Here is a 22,988-nt window from a genome sequence, read left to right as displayed (position 1 = left end):
TTGTTGGCATGGCCGGTCACCATGCCCGTGGTTCGTCTGCGGGTACTTCAGCCCCGCCTGAAAAGCCTGTCGTTAACGTTCAGCCCTTTATCGACGACAGGTCGGCATTGATCATCTCGGCAATCACCTGCGCCCAGGGCGCTGCGACAATGCCGTAATGGTCGGTGTCCAGTGCTTCCCAGCTCGACATGTGCGGCAACAGTCCTTGCCAGGCCCGCTGTAGATCGGCGATCCGCCAGGCGCTGCCCATGCCATAAGGATTGGGCTGCGTGGCGATGAACAGCCGCACTGGAGTGCGCAACAGCGCTTCGGGCTGATGGCCGGCCATGCTCGCCATATTGTTCTGGCAGCAGACAATCAGGCTTTGCAGGTAACTCGATGCATCTTCGCTGGCCGTGCTGGTGGCCGTGTTGACGCCGCGCCGTGCAGAAAACTCGCGCTGGAAAACTTGCTGAATCTGCGCTTCGCCAATCTGCGCCAGCTCGTTACCCGCATCCGGCGCGGGGGGATCGATCAGGTACAACAATGGCTGCTCGCAATCCTCCGTCAGCAGGCTGCACATCGCTTGCGTCACCCACGCGCCGAACGACCAGCCGGCCAGCCGCCATGCCGTGCCGTCGGGGTGATGGGCCTGCAACGCTTTGAGATACAGCTGCGCGCGCTCATCCACGCTGATGTTCGGCAGGTCGGGCAGGCGCAAGGCCGGATCGGCGATTACCCACACGCCCAGATCAGGGTGCAGCGCCGAGGCCAGCTCGCGGTACGCCTGCACGTCGCCACCCACCGGGTGAATCAGATACAGGCGCTCGCGGCCCGCGCCGGCATGCCACTGATCGATCCGCACCGCATCGGCCCACTGGTTTTCGTCCGCAACCGTTACGGCCCCTGACGCCTGCACCAACGTCAACACCTCGGCCAGGCTGACTTTGTGGCTGAACTGCGACAACTGGAAGACCACGCCGGTCGCGGCCTGCAGTTCGTCGATCAGGTCCAGCAGGGTCAGGGAATCGGCGCCCAGCTCATAGAGCGAGGCATCCGGCTGCAGCGCACTCACACCGAGCCATTTGCACAGGCAGTCATGCAGATGCTCGGGCAGACGGTCCGGCGCTTCAGTGTCTGCCGTTAGCGCTGGCGCAGTATCGGCCACCGTCGAGCCCGCGCTGTGGCGAACCGGGTAAAACTGTCGCGAGGTGTCCGGATCGGTGGTCGAGATCAGCAGTTGCGGAAGTTGGGCCGTCATGGCTGCATCGAATACCCGGCAGCCCTCCTGCGCCGACATGCCGACCGCCAGATGCCGCTGGTGCGCGTCATCCCCGACGCCACTGGCAGCGGCCATGCCGACATCGCGCCAGATGTCCCAGTTGATGCCCAGACGCACACAGCCATTTTCGGCATGCGAACGGTAGTGGGTAAAACCGTCAAGCACGGCACTGGCGGCGGCGTAGTCTAGGTGCCCGGCGCCACCGAACAGTGCCGACATCGAAGAGCAATACAGCACGAACCCCGGGGTCATCTTTTCGATCAACGCTTCGACCGCCAGCATGCCACGCGTCTTACTGGCCATTGCCTCAGACAGCACCTGAGCATCGCGCTGACGGATCAGGCTGCCCGCTCCGGTGCCGGCGGCGTGAATCACGCCGTCAAAGTGCCCATAACGCTCACGCAACTGTTCAAGCACCGTGGGCCAGCGCGCCAGGTCGGCGATATCCGCAGCGATGCTATCGATGCGCGAAGCATAGGCGTGCAGTTGTTTCGGACACTCGCCACCTCGCGACAGCAGCACGACCCGCCGCTGACTGGATTGCAGCAGGTGTTCACACAAGGTACGCCCGATACCGCCTGTACCGCCGAGCACCAGCAACGTGCCGTTCGCCGGCAGCAGATTCGAACCAGCCGTCGGAGTCGCCAGCGGACTGGGCAGCAGCTGTGGCTGCCACAGATAACCGTCACGAATGGCCATGCGCCGCGGCAGCGACGCCGGTTCGGCCAGCAGCGCCGCCAGGTGCCGAGCCTGAACGCTCAACTGCGCCGTGGGCAGGTCCAGCCAATGACAGCGTATCGGGAACTCCTGCGGGGCCACTTCGGTGATACCGGCCAGCGCCGCCAGTTCAGGGCGCATGACCTGGCCGTTCACCGGGCACGCTTGCCAGGACAACAGCCAGAGCCGCAGAACGCTCTTCTGTGCGTTCTGCCCCCAGGCCTGCAACAACGCGCTGAGCGTATCCAGACAGGCCCATTGCGCGGCCGCCAGGCTTTGCTCGTCAACCGCTCCGCCCACCGACAGCGGCAAGGCATGCAGCCAGTCCAGTTCGCTCGCCGTCTGCCCATTCTGATCGAGCGTGGCGATCAATCGACCAAACGCCACAGGGTCCAGCGGGTCGAGCTCATAACGATTCGGGCCAAGCTGCTGGTAGCCATTGCCGGCCTGCACCTCGATGACATGCCGATAGACACCCTGCAGACTGCCAAGCGTGGTGGCATCCAGACGCTCATGGCTACACACCACCAGCACGTCACGACCCTCACCAGTCGGTTGTGTACGCAGACGGTTTACCCGCTGCCACTGACGCTGATAAAACCAGTCTGCCAGCGGCTGGCGCTCCACGGCTGACGACTTCTGCAGTTCGGCACGTGCGGCGGGTTTGAAGCGGAAGGTCTGCAGATCGAATGCCGACGGAGGCAAGTCCCAGGGTGGCGGCGTCGAACCGATCGCCCCTTCGATGCTGGCCCCCGCATACCAGGCGTCCAGCAGGGCCTGGGGCGAATGCTCGCTGGCGTTCACTCGCACATCCGAAAGCGTCACCTGCTTGATCGACGCGGCTTGCAGGCGCGGCGTCTGACCGGGCTCGCAGATCATCGCAAAGCGCCAGGGCAACGCGCGTCGACCGTGTTGCAGGTAATGCAGCAGCGCAGCCTGCTGCTCGGGAAAGGCGTTGAGCCAGGCTTCAATCGCCAGCATGTCCCGCTCCAGGGCAGTGCGGCTGTGCGCCGACAGCAGCAGGCACGCCGGGCTATCCTCGACGCGCGCTGTCTGCTGCGGCGCGGCGCCGACAATCACATGCGCGTTGGTGCCACCGATGCCGAAACTGCTGACCCCGGCCAGACGCCGACGCCCCTCGGGCCAGGGCCCGGAGGTGGTGGGTATGTAGAACGGCGAGTGCTGCAGATCGATTTGCGGATTGATCCGGGTAAACCCCAGGTTGGGTGGGATCACCCCGTGAAACACGGCAAGCGTCGCGCGAATCAGCCCGACCACGCCGGCAGCCGCGCCCAGATGACCCACCTGACTTTTCACTGAGGCCAGCGCGCAACCGGCGGCTGGTGCCGCGCCGAACGCTTTGGTCAATGCAGCCACTTCAATAGGGTCGCCCAACAGCGTGCCGGTGCCGTGAGCCTCGATGTAGCCCATGTCGGCGCCATTGATCCCGGCCTTGCGCAGCGCCTCGCTGATCACTGCGCTCTGCCCCGCCACTGATGGCGCGGTGTAACTCATCTTGGCGCGGCCATCGTTGTTCAGCGCAGAGGCTTCGACCAGCGCGTAGATCCGGTCGCCGTCGGCCTGGGCACGGTCCAGCGGTTTGAGTACCACCACCCCGTAACCGCTGGCACCGATGGTGCCGCTGGCGTCCTCACTGAACGGACGGCACAAACCGTCGCGGGAAAAAATGTGCTGCGGGCGATAACGATAGCCATCGGTCAGGGTCGAGTCGATCAGCACCCCGGCGGCCAGCATCACGTCACTGTCGCCCTGACGCAGCATCGCCGCCGCCAGGTGCACAGCAATCAGCGAACTGCCGCACGCCGCCTGAACGCTGAGTGCCGGCCCGCCGAGGTCGAGGTGGTAAGCCGCCTTGGTGGCCAGAAAGTCCTTGTCGTGGTGCAGCGCCATCTGAAAACCGTCGGGCAGATCGCCCTCGGCGGTTTCGCGCAACATTTGCTGGAAATACGTGGTTTCGCCGCAACTGGCGATCAGGCCGATGCGCGGCCCGTCGGCTTTGGGTGTCAGCCCGGCATGTTGCAGCGCCTGCACGCAGCCCATCAGCAGGTGCCGCTGTTGCGGGTCCATCAGCCGCGCTTCCTGCAGACTGATGCCGAAATAGTCGGGATCGAAATCCAGCAGGCCGGTCAGTTGACTGCGCGCACCGACCAGCCCCTCGGCAGCGTCGAACCGCTCGATGCCCAAGCCATTTCCTTGAACCATCGCCCAGAATTCGGCAAGGTTGCTCGCCCCGGCCACATTCACCGACATGCCGATGATCGCCATGGGTTGTTCGCCAGCCTTGGCACCTCGCTCATTGCCCTTCCCTGCACCGGACAGTTGCCCTGCCGGTATGGATAGATGCTGTGCCAGGCGGCGCACGCTGACATGCTCGAACAACGCGGCCATTGCCACTGGCTGCGGCAGCACCTCGTTGTAACGGGCATGCAGACGCATCAGGCCGAGGCTGGTGGCGCCGGCTTCGAAGAAAGTCTGATCAGGATCGATGTCGCGACCGATGACCGCCACGAACAACTCGCTCAGTTGTTGTTCAAGTGCGCTCAACGGTGCCGCAGGCAGCCCGGTGCGTTGCCGTTGCAATACCTCGCCGAGATCCCCCAGTGCCCTGCGATCGATCTTGCCGCTCGGCGTGCGCGGCCAGGCGTCGACCCGCCGGTACTCGTCGATACGCACATGCGCCGGCAGGTGCAGGCTGATCTGTCGATCAAGCTGTTGTGCATCGGGCAGCGTGCCTTCGCTGCGCAACCAGGCCACCAGAAGGGGCGGCTCAGCCTGCATGGCTACCACCGCGTTGCTCACCTGAGCGACCTGCAACAGCGCGGCCTCGATCTGCCCCAGTTCTATACGCTGACCACTGATCTTGATCTGCTGATCGTCCCGGCCCAGGTAGTGCAGACAGGCGTTTGCATCAGCCCGCGCAAGGTCGCCGGTGCGATAGAACAGGGTCATGCCCTCTGGCTGCGGCAACTCGACAAAGCGCGCAGCATTCAGCGCCGGGTCAGCGAGGTAGCAGCGCGAAATCATCGGCCCTGCCACCAGCAGATAGCCCTGGCTGCCACGCGGCACCGGCCGGTCGTATTCGTCCACCAGCAGCAGGCGTGCATTGCTCACTGCCCGCCCGATCGGCGCGCGCAGCGGCCAGTCCTGAACCGCCGCAGGCAAACGCCAGGCGCTGACCACGTGGGTTTCGGTCGGGCCGTAATGATTGAACAGCCGTGCCTGCGGCATGCCGCCGAACCAGTTGCGCAAAGCCTCGGTGCACAGCAGTTGCTCGCCCGCCGTGATCACTTCGCGCAACGCCTGCGGATACACGCCCTGGCTGACAGCGGTCTGCGCCAGATGCTGCAAGGCCACGCAGGGCAGGAACAGTCGTTCGATACGCGTCTGCACCAGATAGCTCAGCAATGCCTGGGCATCCTGCCGCCAACGCGGGTTGATCAGGTGGTAACAACCCCCGCCGCAGAGGGTGCTGAAAATCTCCTGAAACGACACATCAAACGACAGCATGGAGAATTGCAGGGTCACTGACTTCGCGGGTAACTGCCCCTCGTTGCGCTGCCAGTGCAACAGATTGCAAAGGGTTCGGTCCGGCACCTGAACTCCTTTCGGTGTCCCCGTCGAACCGGACGTGAACAGCGTGTACAACGGTCGTTGACCCGCATGACGGCGACGCTCGAATGGCCGTGCCGCAGCGCTCAGGTCGACCCGATGACAGACCTGTCGGTCTGCGTTCAACTGTTCCAGTGCCACCTCAGTGGTCGCGCTGTACAGCACGCAGCCGGGTTGTGCCTGCTGCATGACCTGACGCTGCACCGCCAGCGGATAGCCAGGATCGACGGGTACCGCCGTCAGGTTGAGCCTGGCCAGCGCCAGCAAGGCCACAATGTGCTCGACCGACGCTTGGAGGTACAAGACCACTTGCAGCGGCGCATCGTTATCCTCCGGCAGCGGGCACTGCTCGATCAGGGTGGCCGCCAGCGTATCGGCCAGTGCATCCAGTTCGGCGTAGCTGATGCACTGCTGATTGTCGACCAGTGCCGGAGCATCCGGTGTGCAACTCACCTGGTAGGCGAACCAGTCGGCCACGGTGTTGAACGGCGGCTCAGCGCTGTCGCCCTGACTGGCGGGCGGCAGGCTGAAGCGGTAAGGCGTGAGCAGCGCATCAAGGGTCGCCGACGGTTTCTCCAACAGCAGATCAAGCCCCTGCTGCAAGAGCTGATTGACGGCGACCATTTGGCCCGCATCGAAATAACTGCACTGGTACTCCCACCAGCATTCCAGCTGTAACCCGGCATCGACCACCAGCAAGGTCAGCGGACATTTGGCCTGCACAGTCTCGTTGAATTCCAGCGTGGCCCGCAGGCCGGTATGGGCCAGCCTGGCGTAGTCGGTGTTTTCCAGCACGAACATGAAATCGAACAGTGCACTGCTCGACGACAGCCGCAGGTCTTCGACCAGATCCGCCAGCGCGACGTCCTGCAAGGCCAGCACCTCACGCACAGTGGCGGTCTGCTGATGCAGTTGCTGGCCGAGCGCCTTGTCGCCGTCGAACGCCGTGGGGATCAGCACGGTATTGGCGAACATACCGATTGCGTCCTCGAATTCGCTCAGCGGACGGTTGGATACCGGGCTGGCGATGCGTGGCCGTTCACAGCCGGTCAGGGCGTAAATGCTCCAGGCATAAACGCTGAACAGCACCTCATAACGCGTGACGCGCTGTCGGCTGCAAAAACGATCCAGTGCAGCGCTGCGCGTGGCTCCCAGCGGCTGACGATAAAGCAGTGCCTGCGGGCCAGGCTCGCGAACCGGCAGCAGCGCGGGCGAAGACGCCGGGTGCTGACGGTGCAACCCGGCCAGGGCGCGACGCTGATCGCGGTAACGCGGGTCGACACGCCATTGCCGTTGCCAGAGGGCAAACTCCAGCGTGCCCAGACCCGGCGAAGGCTCGGCACTCGGCAGCCCCTGCAGCGCATCGTCGTACAGCTGCACCAGGTCATCGAACAACAGGTTCATCGACCAGCCATCAATGGCCACGTGATGCAGGTTCAGCAGCAAGCGGCAGCTGCCATCGGCAAACGGCAATAGCCAGGCCTTGCACAGCGCCGACGTCGCCAGATCGAAAGGTGTGTCGAAGACCAGGGCTGCAAAGCTGCGCCAGGTCTGTTCACTGAACGCCCCTTTAGCAAAGGTCTGGCACACCGCGTCCCGTTGGTGAACCTCTTGATGCAGCCCGTCGGCAGCGGAGACGAACGCCGTGCGCAGCCCGCGGTGCCGAGTCAGCAGGCGCTGCACGGCGTCGGCCAGTGCGGGGAGTTGAACGCCCGCCGCCAGGTGCAGGATGATTGGCACGTTGTAGGCGGTCGCCTGCGGAGTGCGCTGCTGCATCAGCCACAGGCGACTCTGCTCGGCAGTCGCCGGCGCACGCCCTGAATGGTTGACGGGCGGCGCGGGCGGATAGGCAGACGCCGCACCCTGCTCATCACCAAGGCGCTCGGCCAGTGCCGAAAACGATTCGCTCAGCACCGCACCCAGGGTGATTTCCCGCTGCCAGTGGGTGCGGATTGCCGAACGCAGACGCATGGCCTTGAGCGAGTCGCCGCCGCTGCCCAGCCAGTCATCCTCGCCTCTCAGCTCAGGTTGCGCCAACAACCTGCGAGCCTGAGTCAGCAGCCAGTCAAGCGTGGGCGAGTGTTGCTCGTCTGCACGCGAACCCGCCAGCGGTCGCCACGGCTTCAAGGGCTGCTCCAGCAGCGCACGCTGATCGATCTTGCCATTGGCGGTCAACGGCAGGCGCTGCAGCACAAACAGCTGATGCGGGCGCATCCATACCGCCAGGTTGTCACGCAGGTGCTGGTCGAAATCGCGATAGTCCAGCGCCTCGCGCGGCACGATGAAGGCCAGCAACTGGTGGTCTTCAGCCGCCTGCCGGCGCGTACAGACGTGCACCTGCGCCACCTGCGGGTGCTCCAGAATACGCTGCTCGACCTCGCCCGGCTCGATGCGAAAACCGCGGACCTTCACCTGACGATCAATCCGCCCCAGGTACTCGATCAGCCCGTCGGCATTGACCCGCACCTGATCGCCGGTTCGGTAATGCAGTACATCCCCGGCGTCGCTTTTAGGCAGGCGCAGGAAACGCTGTTCAGTCTCGGTCGGACGGTTGCGGTAACCGCATGCGACACCGCTGCCGCTCAGGTAAAGCTCTCCCGCCTCGCCACTGGCAACCGGGCGTTGTTGCGCATCAAGCACCTGCACGCCGGTGTCAGGCAATGGCCGACCGATCGGCACCGCGTCCCCGGCAAAGTCGCGGGGGATCGGATAGCACACGGCGAAGGTGGTGCATTCGGTGGGTCCGTAGGCGTTGAAAATCCGGCAACGGCTGTCGGGATTGGCCTGATACCAGGCACGCACCGCCGCGGCGCTGACCTGCTCACCGCCGATCAGCACCTGGCGCAGGCTGGCGAAACAGGCGGGGTTATCTGCGCTCAAGGTGTTGAACAGCGAAACGGTCATGAACAGGCTATCGACCTGCTGCGTTTCCAGCACTCTGGCCAGTTGCTGTGCGTCCTGCAGGTCTGCGTCGGCAATGATGACGCAGCAACCGCCGTTGAGCAGGGGCGCCCACAGTTCGAAATTACAGGCGTCGAACGCCGGGTTGGACAGGCAGGCCACGCGCTCGCCTGCGCGAATGTCGAGGCAACTGTCGGTCCGGGCCAGACGCAACAGGCCGCGCTCCCCTACGTCCACGGCCTTCGGGGTACCGGTGGTGCCCGAGGTGTAGAACAGGAAGCTCGACGCGGCGAAGTCCTCGGGCAGCGGCAGTGCCGGTTGATCAGGGAATTCCAGCAGGGCTTCGACGCTGACGTACCAGCCACGCTGTGGCGCTGCCAGGCTGTCCGCGTCTTCGCCGAGGGTCACCAGCCCGACGCAACCTCCGTCGTCGAGCATCAGCTGTCGACGCCGGGCCGGACTGGCCCGATCCAGCGGCACCACCACAGCCCCGACTTTCAGCACGGCCAGTATCGTGGCGACCCATTGCCAGCAGCGCGGCATGCACAGGGCAATCGGATCCGCAGTGCCTGCGCCTTGTGCCAGCAGCCCTTTGGCGATGCGTTCACTGGCGCTGGCCAGTTGCGCGTAGGTCAGCCGTACCTGTCGGTCGATCACGGCCAGCGCCTGGGGATCACGGCGTACCCGCTCGGCGAAACGCGACAGCAGGGTCTGGGGGTTGCGGGCGTTATTTTCCGCGTGCCGGTTCATCATTGCGCCTCCTGCGTGTCGAAACGTTGCAGCTCTTGCCTGAGCGTCTGCGAGACTCGATGCACCTCGGCGCTTTCCAGCATGTCCCAGTGCCCGCCATGTACCAGCCGGGCCTTGTAACCATTGCCCGCGCGACGACGCCAGAAGCTGCGCAGCTCATGCAACTGCGGGCGGGTAAAGCCTTCGCGAGCCTGAATCAGCACGATGCGCCCGGCTTGCGGAGCGCACTCGTATGCGGCCATGGCCAGGCGGTTGTGGTTGTAGAGGTGGAAATATCGCTCGACCTGCGCGTCTTCGATGCCGGGGTACATGCCGTTGAAGCGCACCAGCTTGTCGCGAAACTCCGCCATGTCCACGGTCCCGATCTGTTGCCGAAACCCCGGATCATCCGAGCCTTGGGTGTCGAGCAGCACCACCGTCACCTGACGATGGCCGGCAGCCGTCAGGCGGCGGGCCATTTCGTACGCCACCAGGCCACCGAACGACAGCCCGGTGAGCACCAGCGGTTGTGAGGTCAACGCCGCGATCCGCCGCAAATAGGCGTCGGCCATCGCTTCGACGCTCGGCTCGGTGCTTTCTCCGGGGTTCAACCCTGGCGATTGCACACCGTACACACCGATGCTTTCCGGCAGTTCCTTGGCCAGTGACAGGTAGCAGAACGCCGTGCCCCCCGCCGGGTGAATGCACACCACGTTGCGCTGCCCGGCACCGCGCCGGAATTCGATCAGGTTGTCCTGTGCCGCGGCCAGGCTGGCGCCAGTACGCAGCCAGCCGCCCAACGCCTCGATGGTCGGGTGGCCGAGGATCACGCGCACAGGCACTTCGACGCTGAACGCCCGGCCAATTTCGTAGGCCATCTTGATCGCCGCGATCGATGTCCCGCCGACGTTGAAAAAGTTGTCGCGAATGCCGATCTGCGGCACCAGCAGCAGGTCTTTCCAGATCTGATACAGGGTCAGCTCGATATGGTCACGGGGGCTGCCGAGATTGACCTGCCGGTCGGCCAGATCCTGATCGGCCAGTGCCGCAAGGGCGGCACGGTCGACTTTGCCATTGACCGTCAACGGTAAGGCGTCCAGCCACAGAAAAGCGCTGGGCATGACGGCGCTGGACAGAGTCGTTGCCAGGTGCGCACGCAGTGCGGATTCGTCCACCGTGCTGTCGGTAACGCAGCACGCCACAAGGCGCTGGTTCTGCGCCGTATCACCGACGATCAACGCCACACTGGTGCGAATACCGGGGAACAGGTCCAGCCGCGCTTCGATTTCACTCAGTTCCAGGCGAATGCCGCGCAGCTTGACCTGAAAGTCGTTGCGACCGAGAAACTCCAACTGACCGTCCGGGCGATAACGCGCCAGATCGCCGCTGCGGTACAGCCGGTCACCGGCAACGAAGGGGTTGTCGATAAACCGTTCGGCGGTGAGCTCGTCCTGCCCCAGATAACCCCGTGCAACGCCGACACCACCAATGTGCAACTGACCGGTGACCCCGGCCGGCACCGGCGCATCACGCTCGTCGAGCACGTAAAAACGGGTGTTGGCAATGGGTCGGCCGATGGGCAATTGGCGTGGCGGAACGTCAGCACCAGGCTCCAGCGTCCAGACACTGCTGATCACTGTGGTTTCGGTCGGACCATAGACGTTGTGCAGGCGGGCATGCGGCAGACGCTCCTGAAACAGCCTGGCGACTGCGGGCGACAGCTCCCCACCGCCACTGAACACATCCTTCAGGGAGAGACAGGCGCTGACCTCTTCGACCTCCAGAAACAGTTGCAACATGGCCGGCACGAACACCATCGCGGTGACGCTTTGTTCGCGCACCACCTGCGCCAGGTAGCCGGGTTCGAAATGCCCGCCGGGACGGGCGATGACCAGCCTGCCCCCGGTAAGCAACGGCCAGAAAATCTCCCAGGCCGAGGCGTCGAAACCGAATGGAATCTTGTGCAGCATGCTCCCGTGTTCGCCGCAGAATTGCTGACACCACAGCAGCAGGTTGCTCAGCCCGCGATGCGTGACCATCGCCCCCTTGGGCAGCCCGGTGGTGCCGGAGGTGTACAGCACATACGCCAGATGGTCGGCGTTCACACCGACACGCTGCGGCTGCGGATTGTCCGACGGGCACTCGGCCCAAAGCACGGCATCGGCCTGCACGTCGAGGATCGGCACTTCACAGTCCGCGCCTTGCAGGGCCTCGCGCAGGATCTTGCGCGTCGGCCCTTGGGCCAGCAGCACCACCGGGGACGTGTCATCGAGAATATGCCGCAGGCGACCCGATGGATAATCCGGGTCCAGTGGCACATAGGCGCCCCCGGCCTTGAGCACCGCCAGCACGGCCACCGGCAATTCCAGCGAACGTTCGATACACACCGCCACGCGCACATCCGGGCCGACGCCGAGGGTGAGCAAGTGACGCGCCAGGCGGTTGGCCTCACTGTTGAGCTGGCTGTAGCTCAGCGATCGACCTTCGAAGATGACCGCACACTCGGCCTGCCGACGCGTGACCTGAGCCTCGATCAGGCGATGCACGCAGTCGACGGGCTGAGCCAGCGGTGCCGGGCTGTTCCACGCATGCAGTATCTGTTCGCGTTCGGCATCGCTGATCAGCGTCAGTGCGCCGACAGGCTGCTTGGGGTTCAGCGCCACCTGCTCCAGCAACTGACGATAATGCCCGCTCAGGCGCTCGATGCTGGTCTGGTCGAACAGGTCGGTGTTGTATTCCACCAGCAGGCTCAGCACACCGTCGCGCTCGACCCATTCGAACGCCAGGTCGAACTTGGCCGTGGCGCTCCCGGTGCCGTATGGGGTCATGCTCAGGCCCTGCATCTGTGCGGCGTTGCCTGGGGTGTTCTGCAACACCATCATCACCTGAAACAGAGGCGAATACGCGGTATCGCGCGGCGGGTTGACGGCCTCCACCACGCGGTCGAAAGGCACGTCCTGATGCGCATGGACATCCAGCAGAGTGGTGCGCACTTCGCGCAACAGCTCGGCAAAGGTCTGCTGCGGATCGAGACGCTGGCGAATCACTTGAGTGTTGACGAAATGGCCGATCAGCGGCTCGATTTCTGGACGGCTGCGGTTGGCGAATGGCGTACCGATGCACAGGTCCCGCTGACCGCTGTGGCGCCAGAGCAGGACCGACAGCGCGCCGATCAGCACGTTGAACAGCGTGCCTTGGGTCTGTCTGGCCAGCGCATTGAGCGCACGCAAGGTGGTGCCGTCGACCGTCGAGCTGAAGGTCGCCCCAACGTAGCGCTGCACGGTCGGACGTGGCCGGTCGGCAGGCATGTCGAGCAGCGGCGGCGCGTCGGCCAGCGTGCGCTGCCAGAACTCCAGTTGCCCGGCCAGCGCCTCGTCGCTCAGCCGCTGTTGCTGCCAGCAGGCGTAATCGGCGTACTGCACCGCCAGAGGCGCCAGACTGGACGCCTGACCGCGCAGGAAATCGCCATACACGGTAGTCACTTCCTGAAGGATCACGCCCATCGACCAGCCATCGGCGATGATGTGGTGCACGCTGTACAGCCAGAGGTATTCCTCATCGGCCAGGCGCAGCAGCGAGGCCCGCAGCAACGGGCCGCTGGCCAGGTCAAACGGCGCTTTGGCCTCCTGCTCCACCGCCATGCTGACGCGCGCATCGCGCGCTGTAGGCGACAGGTCACGCAGGTCGACACTTGGCATCACCAGCGGCATCGCCGGGTGCACGAGCTGCCGTGGCTCGCCGTCCACGCTGGCAAACGTGGTGCGCAATATTTCATGGCGCATGATCAATTCGTTCAGCGCCCGCTCCAGCACCGGCACATCCAGCGCGCCTTTCAGCAGCACCGCAGTGGGCACGTTATAGAACGCATTGCCCGGTTCCATCTGATCGAGAAACCACAGCTGGCGTTGTGAAAACGACAGCGGAACAGCCGTTTGCCCGGCAGCACGCCGAGGAATCGCGGCGGGGTCGGTGCCGCTCAGCAAGGCAATCAGTTCTGCCTTGTGCTGCTTGAGCGCCTGCAACATCTCGTCATTCAGAAACCCGCGCGGCGCCTTGCAGCGCAGTTTGTCGCCGTCCACTTCAAGCACCACCGCGTGGCGACCGAACAACTCCAGCAATTGATAGGCATTCATATCTCTATCTCCTCCATGTCGCTGGCGTCGTCCGTTTGATCGGCGGCAGAAGCGAACGCCTCGACCTGCGCGCGGCGTTGTTCGTCGGCAGTGCGCAGGCCGCCCACCATCGAGTAGATCAACTGATGATTCGGTCCCAGGTCGAACAGGGCCGACAATTGCTGCTCTTCGAGCGAGCCCATGCCACACAGGCCAAGGCCCTGCTCCACCGCCGTCATGGTCAGCAATTGCGCCATGCCACCGGCTTCGATATGACAGAAGTCGCGACTGCGCTCGCCATACAGCGGCCGGATCGCGGCCATGTCGGCGATGAAGAACAGCGAGAACGCGGCGTTTTCATACACCGGGCGGTTGACGAAATAATCGTAGGTGTCCGGGTCGAGCGGCTCGCTGTCGAGCATCAGCAGGCGGTGCTCAACCGGGTCGTAGTAATAGGCGCCTGCAGCAACGCCGGTGACCCGCTGCGGTTTGACATACAGGTAGCACTGGATCGGGTACAGACCGCCTGCGGACGGAAACTGGTATTTAACCTCGCCGTGCAGTTGCCCCTGCGCCAGGCTGGCCAGTAATCCGGCAAACGCTTCGGTCGGAATGGGCCCCTCAGCGAATTGGCGTACCGAGCGGTAATCGCTGAAGCGTCGCGCGAACGCCGGATCATCCGGACGCGCAAGATTCAGCGCCGCAACCTCTGAGGTGAAAGTCCGCCGACCGCGCTGGTCGGCCTTGAAGCGCGCCCGCTGCTGCGGATCCTCGATCACCTGCTCAGGCGAACCCGCGCGCTGCCGAACGCTGTCGACCACACTGCCGTCGGCCAGATTCCGGCGGTACATGCCGAGCAGATTGAGCAGCGTCGGCTGCGCCAGCAGTTGCGCAACGTTGGGACGGAACTGCAGTTCGCCGGACAGCGCATTGCTGATCCTGACAATGTCGATCGAGGTGGCGCCCAGGTTGAGCAAATTGGCGTCGGCAGCGATCGACGGGCGCTTGAGCACGCCCTGCACGATCATCATCAGTTGTTGCTCCTGTGGCCCCTCCACTTCCAGCGCCGGGCCGGCGTCCTGAACCTGCGACGGCTCCGGCAGGCGTTTCTTGTCGACCTTGCCGTTGGCCGACAGCGGCCATTCCTGCACGAAGGTAAACGACGTCGGCACCATGTAGGCCGGCAGTTTGTCTGCCAGGTACTGGACAAAATCACTGGCCTGCAACGAGGGATCGGCCTTTAGTACGTAGCCCGCAAGCCGCTTCTCGCCCAGCGCTTCGCCGAGCACCCGCACCACGGCGCTCTGTACGCCGGGATGGCGATTGAGCGCCGCTTCGATCTCGCCCAGCTCGATGCGGTGCCCCTGGACCTTGACCTGGGTGTCTTCACGCCCAAGAAACTCGATATTGCCGTCGGGCAGCCAGCGCCCCAGGTCGCCGGTCCGGTACAGACGTTCGCCGGTCAGCGGGTGGGCGAAGAAACTGCCGGCACTCAGGGCTTCATCACGCCAATAGCCCTTGGCCAGGCCGATACCGCCGATATACAACTGGCCAGCCACCCATGTCGGGCGAACCTGCAAGGCGTCATCCAGCACATAGAAGCGCTGGTGATCCAGCGCCTTGCCATAGGGAATACTGCGCCACGCGGGGTCGACCTGCTGCAGCGGATACTGGATCGACCAGATGGACGCTTCGGTCGCCCCGCCAAGGCTGACCAGTTGCAACGCCGGCTGCAGCGCCCAGGCACGCTCGGGCAGCGTCAGGGGAATCCAGTCGCCTGACAGCATCGCCACGCGCAGGCACGACAGCAACGCGCTGCGCTCGCTTTGCACATACTCCAGCAACATGCCGAACAAGGCTGGCACCGAATTCCACAGGCTGACCTGATGCCGCTCGATCAGCGTCAGCCAGTGCGCCGGGTCGAGGGCTTGCTGCGGTTCGAGCAGCACCACCGCTGCGCCAGCGGCCAGCGTGCCGAAGAAGTCATAGACCGACAGGTCGAAACTCAACGACGAAACCGCCAGCACCCTATCCGCAGCGCCGACGGCAAAGCGCCGGTTGATATCGAGCAGCGTATTCACCGCACCGCGATGATCGATGACCACGCCCTTGGGCAGGCCGGTCGAGCCCGAGGTGTAGATCACATAGGCCAGATCGTCCGGAGTGAGATGCACGGCGTGTAATTCGGATTGATCGGAAAGGCCATCGTCGGCAACGATCGGGTCGCTCACGCTGATCACCTGGACCTGCGCGGGCCACTCGACACGTTGCAGCAGTGTCGGCTGAGTCAGCGCCAGGCTGGCTTCGGCACGTTGCAGGATGTGCTCCAGACGCTCGGTCGGCAGCGCCGGGTCGAGCGGCAGGTAGGCCCCGCCGGCGTACTGGATCGCCAGCGTCGCGACGACCTGTTCCCAGCCACGTTCCATGACCACCGCGACCAGTTGATCAGGCACCACGCCGCGACGCTGAAGCCGCGCCGCCAGTTGTCGCGCTTCGGCTCGCAGCTGCCGATAACTCAACTGACGCTGGGTGCCAATGACCGCCAGCGCATCCGGGGCAGCGAGTGCCTGGCGATCGAACAGCTCGTGCATCAGCGCCGAGTCGGCGGGGCTGGCCTCGGGCACCGGCAAGCGCGCCCGCGGTATCAGCTCCACCGTGCCAGCGTTCCAGGCATCGGCGTCCAGCAGGCGATCCAGCAGCGCGTTGTAGGCGACGAACATCTGCTCGATCAGGCCTTGCGGAAACAACTCGTCGATGCTGTCCCAGTTGAACAGCAGGCGCCCTTCCAGCTCCAGCAACGTGTGGTCAAGCCAGACCTGCGGGGTTTGGGTGATGCTGTGCATATGCTCGGCATTCAATGCGTCGGCAAGGTTGAATTCGGCCAGTTCAGGCGCGGCTTCCGACAAGGTGCTGTTGAACACGATCGGCATGGCGGTCTGCTGCACGCCTCGGGCCTGGGACAGTTCACGCAGCACCCGCACGCCGCTGACCACCGAATGGTCGATGTCTTGCCACAACCGTGCCTGCACGGCACGCGCCTTGTCGATGAAACTCACGGCCCCGTCGAGACTGACTTCAAGCAAGACCAGCGAGGTGAAGTCACCAATGATCTCATCAACATCCGGGTGCAGCGGCATGCGGTTGAACAGCGGCAGGCTCAACGTGAAGCGCGGCTGCCGACTCCACAGCGCCAGCACCTCGCTGAACGCGGTCAGCAGCATCACCGATGGCGTCACGGCAAATTGCCTGGCGAGTTCCTTGAGCCTTGACCACTGCAGCGCTGAAAGCTCGCGGTCGCGGCGGGTAAAGTGCGGCTGGCTGATACTTTCCGGCTGGCACACCAGCGGCAGGTCCGGCGCAGGTGCCAGCGTGGCAACCTTCTCGCGCCAGTAGTCCAGTGCCTGTGCGTAGCGGCTGTCATTGCGCAAGCGCTGCTCGGCCAGCACGTAATCGCGAAAGGTCAGCCCCGCTTCGGGCAGTTGCAACTGCGGGTCGGCATAAAACGCCATCAGCTCGCGCGCCAGAATCTGCGTACTCGCGGCGTCGACGATCAGGGCGTCAAGGCTGATGTGCAGATGGCTGATGTCCTCATCGAGCAACGACAGACTGAACTCGAACAACGGCCAGCGACTGGCGTCCAGCACCTGATGGGATTGACGTTCGCGGGTGACTTGCAGGGCCTGCTGCGCGGCGTCGGCAGACAGGCCGCGCAGATCGTTGCGTGGCATGTGATAGATAGGCACGCTGTCGAGGACCTGCTGCGTGCCATCGCCAAGGAACACCACGCGCAGCATGTCGTGCCGCTGGATCATGCGGTTCAGCGCCTGCTCGAAACGTGGCACGTCGAGGCCGGGGATGCGCAGTTCTTCATAGCCATGGGCACTGACCCCGCCGAGGCTGACCGATGCTTCGCGGCCAAACCAGTACGCCTGCTGGATATCGGTCAGCGGAAACGGCGCGTAACGTGCGCTGCGATCGGCTTCAATCGGGGCAAAGGGTGTGTCGAGCGAAGGCCCGTCACTCCGCCCGAGCCGCACCTGCTCGGCCATGTCCATCAGCACCGGCGTCTTGAACAGGCTGCTCAGGGACAGCTGCGCGCCCATGCGCTGGTTGATCATGTAGATCATTCGCGTGGCCAGCAGCGAATGCCCGCCCAGTTCGAAAAAGTTGTCGTGAATGCCGACCTGCTGGCACTTGAGCACCTCGGCCCAGATACACACCATCTGCCGCTCGGTCTCGTCGCGCGGTGCCACATAGGCACTGGCGGCCTGCCGCTCTGGCACTGGCAGCGCCTGACGGTCGAGCTTGCCGTTACGGGTCAGCGGCAACTGCGCCAGCGCCACCCAGGCCGTCGGCACCATGTGTTCCGGCAGGTGGCGGTGCAGCTCGGCACACAGTGTTTCGGCGGTTGCAGGCCCTACCACATAGGCCACCAGACGCTTGTCGCCCGGCACATCTTCGCGCAGCAGCACCACCGCTTCCCGCACACCGGGTTGCTGGTGCAGAAGGCTGTCTATCTCGCCCAGTTCGACGCGAAAGCCGCGCAACTTTACCTGCTGGTCGATGCGTCCCAGGTAGTGAACGTTGCCGTCAGCCGCGAACCGCGCCAGGTCACCGCTGCGGTACATACGCGCACCGGGCTGCGAGTTGAACGGGTCCGGCAGGAAGCGTTCGGCGCTCAAGTCTGGACGATTCAGATAACCACGGGCCAGGCAGGCTCCGGCGATATACAACTCGCCCGCCACACCGACCGGTACCGGGTTCAGGTCGCCGTCCAGCACATACAAACGCGCATTGGCGATGGGCCGGCCAATCGGCGGCGCGTCCGGCCACTGCCCGGCCTGATCACAGTTCAGGCTGAACTGGCTGACCACGTGGGTTTCGGTCGGGCCGTACTGGTTGTGCAGTTGCGCACCGCCAAGGCCGCAGACAAAGGCACGCAGTTCGTCATTGACGAGCAACGCCTCGCCAGCAGTGATGATTTCGCAGCCGCCCTTTGGCAAAGGCATCGGCACCGACGCCTCGGCTTCAGTGAGGCTGGCCAGTTGCTGAAGCACGGCAAACGGCAGAAACGCCCGTTGTACATCTTCGGCCACCAGCGTCGGGCGCAGCGCGGCGAGATCTTTGCGGCCGGCCTCGCTCATCAGCACCAGGCTGCCACCCTGGCACAGCGTGCTGCAGATTTCCTGAAACGACACGTCGAAATTCAACGATGCAAATTGCAGCACGCGTTGTGAAACAGGCGTCTTTTCCAGTTGCCAGGCGATCAGGTTATCCAGCGCCGCACGACTGTGCGCCACGCCCTTGGGCCGCCCGGTCGAACCGGAGGTGTAGAGCACGTAAGCCAGGTTGCCGGGGCTGACGGGGACTTGCGGGTTGGCCTCGGAATACCCAGACCAGCGCTGCGCTTCCACGTCGAGGCAGCAGATCGGCAGCGTGTCGGGCAACGGCGGCAGACCGGCACGCAGTGCAGTCTGGGTCAGCAGCAGGCTCGGTGCGGCATCCGCGAACATGAACGCCAGACGCTCGACCGGGTATGCAGGATCGAACGGCACATAAGCGGCGCCGGTCTTGAGAATGGCCAGCAGGCCGATGACCATCTGCGGCGAGCGCTCCAGACACAGTCCCACGCGCTGCTCGGGCCTCACGCCCTGCTCGATCAGGTAATTCGCCAACCGGTTGGCAGACTGATTGAGCTCGGCGTAAGTCAGCGCTCGCTCATCGGCCAGCAACGCCTCGGCGTCGGGTGTGCGCTGCGCCAAGGCTTCGAAGCGTTTGACACAATCGGGCTGCGCCGAGGTATCGCGTTCGGTGCGGTTCCAGTCGTGGACGATCCGTCGGTGCTGCTCGGCGTTGAGCAGGTCGAGCGTCGCCAGCGGCTGTTCGCTGTCCTCGACCATCTGCATGAGGATGCGGCGCAGGTATTCGCCCATCTGCACCACGGTCTCCGGCTCGAACAGCCCCGACGCGTATTCCAGGCCGCCGACGATTTGTCCGTCACGTTCGCTGAGTGCCAGTTGCAGGTCGAATTTGGCCACTGGCTGGACGCTTTGCAGCACGCTGACCTCGAGCCCGGACAACTCCAGGTCCGAATCCTGATGCTGCTCCCAGGCGAACAGCACCTGAAACACCGGGCTGTAAGCCAGACTGCGCGGCGGGTTGAGCAACTCCACCACTTGATCGAACGGCAAGTCCTGATGTTCCTGAGCGGCAAGCGCAACGCTGCGCGCCTGTTGCAGCCAGCTGGCCACCGTCGGGCTGCCGGCGCGGGTCATGCGCAGGGCCAGGGTATTGACGAAGAACCCGATTAGCCCTTCCAGCTCCTGCTGGCTGCGGTTCGCCGAGGGCACACCGATGACCACGTCATCTTGCCCCGACAGGCGCATCAGCAACAGCGACCAGGCCGCCAGCAGGTTCATGAACAACGTGGTGCCCTGCTGCGTAGCCAACACTCGGAGCCGTGCTGTCAGCGCACGGTCAAAGACCAGCGGCACGAAGCCGCCGCGGTAATCCTGGGCGGCCGGACGTTTGTGATCGGTGGGCAACTCCAGCAATAGCGGTGCACCGCTCAGGGTTTCACGCCAGTAGCGCCGCTGCGCATCCAGTACCTCGCCGGACAGCCACTGGCGTTGCCAGGCCGCGTAATCCACATACTGAACAGCCAGCGGCGGCAGTGGCAGGGACTGCCCGTGCGCGGCCGGTTGCTGAATAGCCGCCTCATAGAGCAGCCCCAGTTCACGGGTCAGCACGCCCATTGACCAGCCATCCGAGACGATGTGGTGCTGGGTCAGCAGCAACACATGATCGTCGTCGGCCAGCCTGACCAGGCTGACGCGCATCAACGGCCCTACTGCCAGATCGAACGGCTTGCTGCCCTCTGCGTCGATCAACGCCAGCAGACGCGCCTGGGCATCGTGCTCGCCACGCAAATCGGTGACTGGCAACGGAATGATCGTCTCCGCAGCGCAAACGCGTTGCCGCCCCTCGCCCTCGACCGCGAAGAAGGTGGTGCGTAGCGCCTCGTGGCGGGCCACCAGCTGATTGAAACTGCGCTCCAGCGCGGCCACTTGCAACGGCCCGCGCAGTCGCAGATTCAAGGGCATGTGGTAGGCCGCATTGCCGCCTTCCATCTGCGCCAGAAACCACAGGCGCTGCTGGGCAGATGACAATGTGTGTGCCCCGCTACGCTCTACAGCCGTGATCGGTGGGCGAGCGTTGCCCTGCTGCGCGGTGCTCAGTCGTTCGGCGAACTGCTGCAGCACGGGGGCGGTAAACAGGGCTGAGGGTGACACCTCAAGATGCAGCGTCTGACGAACCTTGGCCAGCACGCGCATCACCAGCAGCGAGTGGCCGCCGAGTGCAAAAAAGTGATCCTGGCGACCGACTCGCTCGACCCCAAGCACCTCGGCCCAGATGGCCGCAATATCCATTTCCAGCGCGCCTTGCGCGGCTTCGAAAACGTGTCGATCGAATGCGTCATCCCCCGGCTCGGGCAGTGCGATGCGGTCCAGCTTGCCATTGGCGGTCAGCGGCAGCGCGTCCATGCGCACGAACGCAGCAGGAATCATGTAGTCCGGCAGGCTGCGCTGCAGATGCTCGCGCAGGCCTTTGGGCGTCAGCGCTGCGCCGCTTTGTTCGCGAAAGTAGGCAATCAGCCTGGGTACGCCCGCGTTGTCCTCGCGCAGCACCACCACGTTGTCACGCACACCGGCAACCTCGGCCAGACGCGCCTCGATTTCACCCAGTTCAAGGCGCAGGCCGCGCAGCTTGGCCTGCGAGTCGTTGCGCCCGAGAAACTCCAGATGGCCGTCAGCCCGATAGCGGGCCAGATCGCCAGTGCGGTACAACCGCTCACCGGCCACGAACGGGCTGTCGATGAAGCGCTCGCGGGTCAGTTCCGGCAAATTCAGGTAGCCACGCGCAACCCCCGCGCCGCCGATGTACAGTTCGCCGGTCACACCTTGGGGAACCCGCTCGCCAGCGGCATCGAGCAGGTAAATCCGCGTATTGGCCAACGCCCGTCCGATGGGCAGCACCGCATCGACGTGGCTGTCAGGCTCGAACTCGAAACAGGTGCTGTCGATGCTCGCTTCGGTAACACCGTAGGCCTGGACGATCTGTACCTGCTCGCCACACAAACCGCGCAGTTGGCGCGCGCTGTGCGCTGTCCAGATGTCCGAACCACAAACCACCGTGCTCAGGAACGACAGGTCGCGCCCTGCCTCCTGCGCCCAGACCAGCAAAGGGTTGAGCACCGCAGGCACGAAGTCCGCGAAATCGATGCGCGCCTCGCGCAACAGGCGATACAGCGCGGGCGGGTCCATCAGCGTGTCACGCGGGCAGAGCACGAGCGTGCCGCCAAAACCCAGTGCGCGGATCAGGTCGGCGCTGAACACATCGAAGGAAAACCCGGCCATTTGCAGGTGATTGAGGGGTTTGTGCAGCGCGTACAAGCGCTCCCAGGCAGCGCTCACCGCGATCAGCCCACGATGCTCGACCATGACCCCCTTGGGCGTCCCGGTGGAGCCCGAGGTGTAGATCACGTACGCCAGATGGCGGGACGTCAGACCAACCGCGTGCGGGTCAGGGTTGTGCGTCGGCTGCGCCGCCCATAGTCGGGTATCGGCCAGATTAAGCACCTGCGCTGCGAGCTCACCTTGCTCCAGCGCCGCCAGCAACACCGCGCGCGCCGGAGCGTGGCTCAGCAGCACGCGTGGCGCGCTGTCTGCCAGCATGTGGGCCAGACGGGCTTTCGGGTACGTGGGGTCCAGCGGCACGTAGGCACCGCCGGCCTTGAGTACCGCGAGCACGCCGACCAGCATGTCCAGCGAGCGCTCCAGGCAAATCCCGACACGCACATCCGGCCCGACACCAAGGCTGCGCAGGTAATGGGCCAGGCGGTTGGCTTGGGTATTGAGCGTCGCATAGTCAAGCGTGTCCAGCCCGAAGCGTGCCGCGATAGCGTCAGGATTAAGCTGCACTTGTGCTTCGAAAAGGCCATGCACACACTGGGTTTGGTCAAAGGGTTGCTCTGTATCAGGATGAGCGAAGCCCGTCCCGCGCGAGGAAGATTTGTCGACCATCAGGAATCACCGTCCGTGAGCAGATTATTTTTTTATGAGCAGACGGGAGCGCAGAGCAGCAAGCCCGTCAGGCACGGCATGAGCAATGCCGGATGAACATCGAGATTCAGGGAGAGGGTGCGGCGCGGGCTCTCGGGCTCATGCCATTATCTGACATGCAAGCGCGCGGGGGGATCGCTGAGGGATGACAGGCGAACGCGGCACGGCGCGAATCGCATACAGAAAGGGGGTTGGCTGGCTCGTTGACGAGACTGATCGCTCTACCCTTGGAACTGACGTTTGCATACCGCGTGGCCAATTGAAACCTCACCTTCGGTTCGAGGGTCAACGACGGGGAACGGCCTGCGCCGGGGTGTCAGCGCCAGGGTGGACCCGATCGGCTGTGACTGCGGAGTCTGTGGACCCATGACAGTCATCGGCGCCGGGTTTTTGGCCCTGAGCGCCGGGGATAATAACCACGATTTTTGGCGATGAGGCAAACAAAAAGTTACAAACCGCGAAAGTGTCCGTCAAACGGCATGGCCTTCCAGCCGCCGGATCTGTTTCAAATTCCAG

General features: G+C 64.3%; 3 protein-coding genes. All 3 read right to left on the bottom strand.

Annotation, left to right across the window (positions count from 1 at the left end; translation table 11 throughout):
* Positions 1-79: 79 nt before the first annotated feature.
* The 3 genes from V476_RS20100 to V476_RS20090 are packed head-to-tail and all read right to left on the bottom strand — an operon-like array spanning position 80 to position 22,433.
* On the bottom strand, positions 80-9,262 hold the full coding sequence (locus V476_RS20100; RefSeq protein WP_080278413.1) for a hybrid non-ribosomal peptide synthetase/type I polyketide synthase: 9,183 nt from the start codon (positions 9,260-9,262) through the stop codon (positions 80-82).
* Entirely contained in the window at positions 9,259-13,371 is a 4,113-nt protein-coding gene (locus V476_RS20095) for a non-ribosomal peptide synthetase (RefSeq protein WP_024959186.1), read from the bottom strand. The genes V476_RS20100 and V476_RS20095 overlap by 4 nt, the downstream gene beginning before the upstream one ends.
* Positions 13,368-22,433, bottom strand: a complete 9,066-nt coding sequence (locus V476_RS20090) for a non-ribosomal peptide synthetase (protein ID WP_024959185.1) — start codon at positions 22,431-22,433, stop codon at positions 13,368-13,370. Before V476_RS20090 ends, V476_RS20095 begins: the two co-directional genes overlap by 4 nt.
* Positions 22,434-22,988: the final 555 nt, after the last annotated feature.

This window comes from Pseudomonas syringae KCTC 12500 (genome assembly GCF_000507185.2).
In the GTDB taxonomy this organism is placed as follows: Bacteria; Pseudomonadota; Gammaproteobacteria; order Pseudomonadales; family Pseudomonadaceae; genus Aquipseudomonas; species Aquipseudomonas syringae.
The sequence above is the reverse complement of the archived record's forward strand: the minus strand, read 5'-3'. Positions and strand labels throughout refer to the sequence as shown.

Bases quoted from the DNA above. Each gene is read 5' to 3' on its own strand.
- V476_RS20100 (WP_080278413.1), bottom strand. From the start codon at position 9,262: ATGATGAACCGGCACGCGGAAAATAACGCCCGCAACCCCCAGACCCTG.
- V476_RS20095 (WP_024959186.1), bottom strand. From the start codon at position 13,371: ATGAATGCCTATCAATTGCTGGAGTTGTTCGGTCGCCACGCGGTGGTG.
- V476_RS20090 (WP_024959185.1), bottom strand. From the start codon at position 22,433: ATGGTCGACAAATCTTCCTCGCGCGGGACGGGCTTCGCTCATCCTGAT.